The 439-nt window shown below is 52.4% G+C and carries 2 pseudogenes; both read right to left on the bottom strand.

Going from position 1 to position 439, the window contains the following annotated elements:
- Window positions 1-179 (bottom strand): annotated as a pseudogene (locus ACTHUE_RS20480) (GTPase HflX); the annotation flags it as partial.
- 44 nt (window positions 180-223) lie between these two features.
- Window positions 224-439 (bottom strand): annotated as a pseudogene (locus ACTHUE_RS20475) (glycosyltransferase); the annotation flags it as partial.

Below are 439 nucleotides of genomic sequence, written 5' to 3'. Positions count from 1 at the left end.
ACCAAATCGCCGCCGGCCGCGCCCACCAATTCTGCCGCTTCGGTCAAGGCCGTCTGAAAGCCGCGCTCTCGCGTTTCGTTTGCGCCGGAATAGTCCGCCGTCAACATCACGCCGACCAATAGGACGCGTTCGGGCTTTTCCAAAGATTTATCGACGGAAAACAGATTGCGCTTGCTCAAAAAATTTCCTTTCAGACGGCCTTATGGTCGGTGCAAAGTCCTGATTAACGGTTTTTCAAAATATCAGCAAAATATTCGGTCACTTCTGCCAAACGTCCACCCTGCTCGGCATAAGGCTGCATTACGGCTACCAGCTGCTCTAATACTTCGCGCGTTTCGGTTTGCGCATGTTCGCGGTAGAGCCACATATTTTGCATGGTCACTGTGGCCAATACCTCGCGTACATTAAGCAAGAGCAAGTGGCGGCAAGACTCATAGCC

The sequence above is a fragment of the Neisseria sp. P0021.S005 genome, from assembly GCF_051956955.1.
The sequence above is the reverse complement of the archived record's forward strand: the minus strand, read 5'-3'. Positions and strand labels throughout refer to the sequence as shown.